The 5,657-nt window shown below is 71.8% G+C and carries 5 protein-coding genes; all 5 read left to right on the forward strand.

The window, feature by feature from the left end:
* The first annotated feature begins 30 nt into the window (after positions 1–30).
* The 5 genes from ACIQOV_RS24495 (at position 31) to ACIQOV_RS24515 (ending at position 5,604) form a co-directional block, all read left to right on the forward strand.
* Positions 31–687, forward strand: a complete 657-nt coding sequence (locus ACIQOV_RS24495) for a response regulator transcription factor (protein WP_359898300.1) — start codon at positions 31–33, stop codon at positions 685–687.
* Between the two features lie 428 nt (positions 688–1,115).
* Positions 1,116–1,385, forward strand: a complete 270-nt coding sequence (locus ACIQOV_RS24500) for a hypothetical protein (RefSeq protein WP_359898299.1) — start codon at positions 1,116–1,118, stop codon at positions 1,383–1,385.
* Complete coding sequence (locus tag ACIQOV_RS24505) at positions 1,378–1,995, forward strand: DUF6879 family protein (RefSeq protein WP_401051774.1); 618 nt, start codon at positions 1,378–1,380, stop codon at positions 1,993–1,995. The genes ACIQOV_RS24500 and ACIQOV_RS24505 overlap by 8 nt, the downstream gene beginning before the upstream one ends.
* 66 nt (positions 1,996–2,061) lie before the next feature.
* A complete protein-coding gene (locus ACIQOV_RS24510) occupies positions 2,062–4,461 on the forward strand; it encodes an ATP-binding protein (protein ID WP_401051776.1) in 2,400 nt (799 codons plus the stop codon).
* 321 nt (positions 4,462–4,782) lie between these two features.
* Entirely contained in the window at positions 4,783–5,604 is an 822-nt protein-coding gene (locus ACIQOV_RS24515; RefSeq protein WP_401051778.1) for a lipase family protein, read from the forward strand.
* The last annotated feature ends 53 nt before the right edge of the window (positions 5,605–5,657 follow it).

Below are 5,657 nucleotides of genomic sequence, written 5' to 3' on the forward strand. Positions count from 1 at the left end.
GGGTCCGACCAGGCTGATCATGGAGCTACCGTGCGTGTTGTCCTCGCCGAGGACCTCGTCCTGCTGAGGGACGGCCTCTCCCTGCTGCTCGGTGCCCACGGGCACGAGATCGTCGCCGCGGTGGAGAGCGGACCCGAACTGGCCGCCGCGATCGCCGACCACCGCCCCGACATCGCGGTGGTCGACGTCCGCCTGCCCCCCACCTACACCGACGAGGGCCTCCAGGTCGCGCTCGCCGCCCGCCGCGAACGGCCCGGCCTGCCGGTCCTCGTCCTCTCCCAGCACGTCGAACAGCTCTACGCCCGGGAACTGATCGCCGACGGCACCGGCGGCGTCGGCTACCTCCTCAAGGACCGGGTCTCCAAGGCCGACCAGTTCGTCGACGCCGTGCACACCGTCGCCGCCGGCGGCACCGTCATGGACCCCCAGGTCATCTCCCGCCTCCTCGCCCGCAACGCCTACGACCAGCCCCTCGCCCTCCTCACCCCACGCGAACGCGACGTCCTCGCGATGATGGCCGAGGGCCGCTCCAACGCCGCCATCGCCCAACGGCTGCACTTCAGCGAGGGCGCGGTCAGCAAGCACACCTCCAACATCTTCGCGAAGCTCGACCTCGGCGCCTCCGACGACGACAACCGCCGCGTCCTCGCCGTCCTCGCCTACCTCAACGGAACACGCACGCCCTGAGGCCACGGACAGCGACCGGCTGGTCCTCGCGGCTGCGGGGAACGCGGCATCCCCGAGACCGACGTCACCCCGGGAGCCAGCCGGCCCCTGTGGGTGTGGGAGGCCTCCTCCCGCGACCTGGCCTGATGGGGTGGGTTGGCATCTCTTGCACGGCTGGGCGTGTCGGTGTGTGAACTTCAGTGCTGCAACGAACTGTTGACTCCTCAAGGAGCATGTGCAGCCGTCCATGCGCCAGTGGCATATGCGCGGCGGACCGCTTCTCCCGCCCCGGGGGATGAATACCGCCGCAAAATGGTGCCGATGTGCTGCGATGGTGATCATTTAGAAGTACATAGCGAATGTACTAAATATTCCCCTGGCCCACCGTCAGGTGTAGGATGACCAAACCCGCGGTTCTGCGCCGAAAGCAATATCGATAGGGGGCGGGCATGGCTCGTGGATGGGAAGCCGATCCTTCCGCTTTTCTGGCGAAGCGCCTGGGAAAGTCGGCGAAGGAGCTTGGGACGTCCGAGGACCGGGACGAATGCCCGGACATCTGGCAGCTCTCGAACGGTGACATCGCCGTGATCGGCCGGGACCTCACCGACAACTACCGTGACCGACTTCCCGAGGACGTTGCCCTGGGGCCGGGTGAGCGGCTCGTCGTCATTCCGGGCGTCATGCTCAGCACGGCAAAAGCGGACATCGCGGATGCCTGATCGGCGGGCTCCCGAGCTGAGGGTCGAGTGGGGAGAGGTTCTCGCCCGGGACGACTACAAGCGCGACTTCCGCGAGCGGGACGGGCTGGTGCGAGGCCGGGACTCCTGGAAGCTGGAGCGGCGCCAGCACTTCGAGGAGCAGGGCAGCCCGAGTTGGGAGGCCGCCCGTCGAGGCGACTGGGGCGAGGCGCTGCACCTCCTGGAAGGCCGACGCGAGACGCTGCGCGAGATCGGCCGGGAGGACGAGGAGCGTCAGTCCTACTTTCACCGGGTGCGGGTGGTCGAGCTGCCGCTGACGCCGTACCTGCGGTGGGAGCTGCACTCGTTGCGGATCAGGGCCGAATGCGGTGAGCGAATCCATATCGTCGACGCCATGACGCTGGCCGCTTCCGAGGAATCCGGGCAGCTGCCGGAAATCGTCATTCTCGGTGGTCGTACGCTCTATCAGGTCCGGTATTCGGAAACGGGAATTCCCGTCGGGGCGATCAGATACACCGACCCCGCTCTCGTCCGCCGGTGGGAGAGCTACATCGCGGATCTCCATCGGGCGGGCGAAGACGTTCTGGTGTACTTCGATCGCGAGGTGGCACACCTCCTCCCACCCGCATAGGAACGGAGTGCAGTGGCAGAGCAGCACGGCGGGAGCATCGACGGTCCGGGAAGCACGCGTTCCACCGTGTCCGGGTCCTCGGCCCAGGACGTCGTCCAGGCCAGGGACGTCAGCGGAGGCATCCACTTCCACGGCCGGCCCGACCGGTCGAGTGTCGCCCCGACTCCCCGCCAACTGCCTGCGGACGTACGCGGTTTCGTGAACCGTACGGACGAGCTTCACCAGCTGGACGCCGCCCTGACCGGCGAGGACGGGAACCCGCCCGATGCCGCCGCTTCCGCCGGCACCACGGCCGCCGCGTCCGCCGCGTCCGCCGCGGTCGTCGTCATCGCCGGAACCGCCGGTGCCGGGAAGACTGCACTCGCTCTGCACTGGGCCCACCAGGCCCGCCATCGCTTTCCCGACGGCCAGTTGTACGTCAACCTCCGCGGCTACGATCCGGGCCGGCCCGTCACCGCCCAGGAGGCGCTCCACCGTTTCCTGACCTCCCTCGGCGTCGCTGCCCAGTCCGTTCCGCCCGACCCCGACGCGGCCGCCGCCCTCTACCGCTCGCTCCTCGCCGAGCGCCGTCTCCTGGTCGTCCTCGACAACGCGGCCAGCGCGCACCAGGTCCGGCCGCTCCTGCCCGGCAGTGCCGGAAGCCTCGTGCTGGTCACCAGCCGCAGCCGTCTGTCCGGCCTCGCCGTACGCGACGGTGCCCGTCGGCTCACCCTGGGGACGCTGCCCGAGACGGAGGCCGTCGCCCTGCTGCGTGCCGTCACCGCCGGGCACCGGCCCGAGGACGACCCCGCGAAGCTCGCCGAACTGGCCCGCCTCTGCGCCCAACTGCCGCTGGCCCTGCGGATCGCGGCCGAACGCGCGGCCAGCCTGCCCCACATGGGTCTGGACGACCTGATCGACGACCTCCGCGACGAATCCGCGCTCTGGGAGGCCCTCAGCGTGGGCGACGACGAGGACGTCGACGCCGTCCGTACGGTCTTCGCCTGGTCCTACCGCGCCCTGCCCGACCAGGTCGCCCGCCTGTTCCGGCTCCTCGGGCTCCATCCCGGCCCCGACTTCGGGCTCCACGCCGCGGCCGCCCTCGCCCACCTCACCCCCAACCGCACCCGACAGCTCCTCGACTCCCTCGTCGGCGCCCACCTCGTCGAACAGGGCGCACCCGACCGCTACCAGTTCCACGACCTCCTTCGCGCCTACGCCACCGACCAGGCCCAGCAGGAGGAAGCTCCCGCACAGCGCCGGGCCGCACTGCGGCGGGTACTCGACTGGTACCTGCACACCGCCGACGCCGCCCAGCAGTGGCTGCGGCCGGCCGAAGCCCGGCTGCCGCTCGACCAGGCGGCCGACGGAGTCCGGCCGACGGTCTTCGCCGACTACAACGCCGCCGTGGACTGGGCCGAACGCGAACGCGCCAACCTCCTCCAGGCCGTCCACACCGCGTCCGCGGCAGGCGAGGACCGGCGGACCTGGCAGCTGGCCGCGGTCCTCTGGAACGCCCAGGCCCCCTCGGCCCCTGGCGCGGACTGGCCGGTGGCGGGCCGGCTCGGGCTGGCAGCCGCCGAACGCCTCTCCGACGACACGGCCCGCGCCCTGCTGCTCACCGACCTCGGCATGGCGTACACCCGGGTCAACTCCCTCGGCGACAGCCTGGAGTGCCACCGCAGTGCCCTGGCGCTCTGGCGTGAACTCGGCGACCGGCTCAACGAGGCACACTCGCTCAACCTGCTGGGACTGGTCCACCTGCACAGTCGGCAACTGGACGATGCCGCCCGGCACTTCGAGCAGGCGCTCGCCGCCTTCCGGCAGTTGGGCGAGGCCCACTGGGAGGCCACCGCACTCTCCAACCTCGCCAGCACCCACTGTCGCGCCGGACGCCTCCCCGAGGCCGCGGCCGCCGTCGGCCAGGCACTGACCGCCCACCGCGCACTGAAGAACCAGCGCGGCGAGGGAAACGCCCTGCGCCTGCTGAGCGACATCCAACGCGAGGACGGCGACCCGGCCGGTGCACTCGCCTCGGCACACGCGGCACTGGACATCGCCCTGAACCTCCGTGACCACCGCCTGGAAGGCTTCTGGCTCCTCGCCCTCGGCGACGCCCAACGGGCCGACGGCCAACCCGCCGACGCCCTCGACTCCTACCAACGCGCCGCCGTCCTCCACCGGCGCCTCGGTGACCGCAGCCGCGAAGCCCTCGCCTGGCAGGGCACGGGCGAGACCTACCGTCACCTCGACCGTCACACCGAGGCCGCCGCCTTCCTCCGCCGGGCCGCCACCACCCACCACGAACTCGGCGACCCCTGGCACGAGGCACTGGCCCTCGACGCTCTGGCGGCGACCGTGCTCGCCGACGACGGGGAAGCGGCGCGGCGCCACCGGACGCAGGCGCTCGCGCTGCTGGACGGGTACGAGGACACGCGGGCGGTCGCGGCGCGGGAGCGGATCGCGCGGTCGGTGGAAGCGGACTGACGGCGACTGCGGTGGGCGGCGGGGAATCGGCGGCGGTGGCCGCTGCGGTGGCTGCCGCATCGGCGGGTGATCCGGGCGCGGGAGCACGGGCTCCCTGTGCCGGTGCTTGGCGGGGCGGGGTGGGCTTGGCCGGGGTGGCTGTCGTGCCGCGGTCGCCCGGCGGTTGGGGGCGAGGGCGTGGCACGGTCGCTCACGAACTGCGTGCGGGGTAGCGTCACTCCTGGTCACCAGGTCGCTGCGATGCGCACCCGGCGGCGGATGCCGGTCGGGGCCTGGGGGCCGATCCGCTGTTCCGTCCGACGACCCGACAGGAGTGCCCCCATGGCCGTACCCACCGACTTCGACCAGCAGGCCACCGGCTACAGCCTCCCGCACGCCTACTGGCTGGCGAAGGCCGCCGAGCTCGCCTACAAGGACGAGGCCGTGATCGAGGAGCAGGCCCACGCCTGGGGCTTCGACGCCGTGCGTCACCACCAGACGCGCTTCACCCCGCCGTTCCCGCTCCAGGACACCCAGGCCTACACCATGGCCGGCGACGACATGATCGTCACCGCGTTCCGCGGTACCGAACCCGCGCAGATCCGTGACTGGCTCACCGACGCCACCACCCCGCCCTGGCCCGGCCCCGCCCGGACGGGCTACGTCCACTACGGCTTCGCCGAGGCCCTCGAATCGATCTACCCGGACGTCGCCAAGGCCGTCTCCGATCTGCGGACCGACCATCAGACGGTCTGGTTCACCGGGCACAGCCTCGGCGGCGCCCTCGCCATGCTCGTCGCCGCCCGGCTCGACCTGGAGGACCCGAGCCTGGCGGCCGACGGCGTCTGCACCTTCGGCCAGCCCCGGACCTGCGACCGGCTGCTCGCCGCCGCGTACGACAAGGGCCTGCGGGGGCGCACCTACCGTTTCGTGCACGGCAACGACATCGTCCCCGAGCTGCCGCCGGAGCCCGCCTTCACCCATGTCCAGGCGCTGCGCCACATCGACTCCGCGGGCCGCGTCACGGAGAAGGTCGGGCTGGTCCCCGGGCTGACCGACCGGGCCAAGGGCCTGGGCGCGGCGGCGTTCTCGCCGGACGGCGAGGGCATCCGCGACCACATGATGCGCAGCTACCTCGCCGCGCTGGAGAAGGCCCTGGCCTGATCCGCGGGGCGCCGGAGGGTCCGGCGGGGCGGAGCGGGTGGGGCCCGCCCGGC

The organism is Kitasatospora sp. NPDC091257, assembly GCF_044757675.1.
Classification (GTDB): Bacteria; Actinomycetota; Actinomycetes; order Streptomycetales; family Streptomycetaceae; genus Kitasatospora; species Kitasatospora lactacystinica.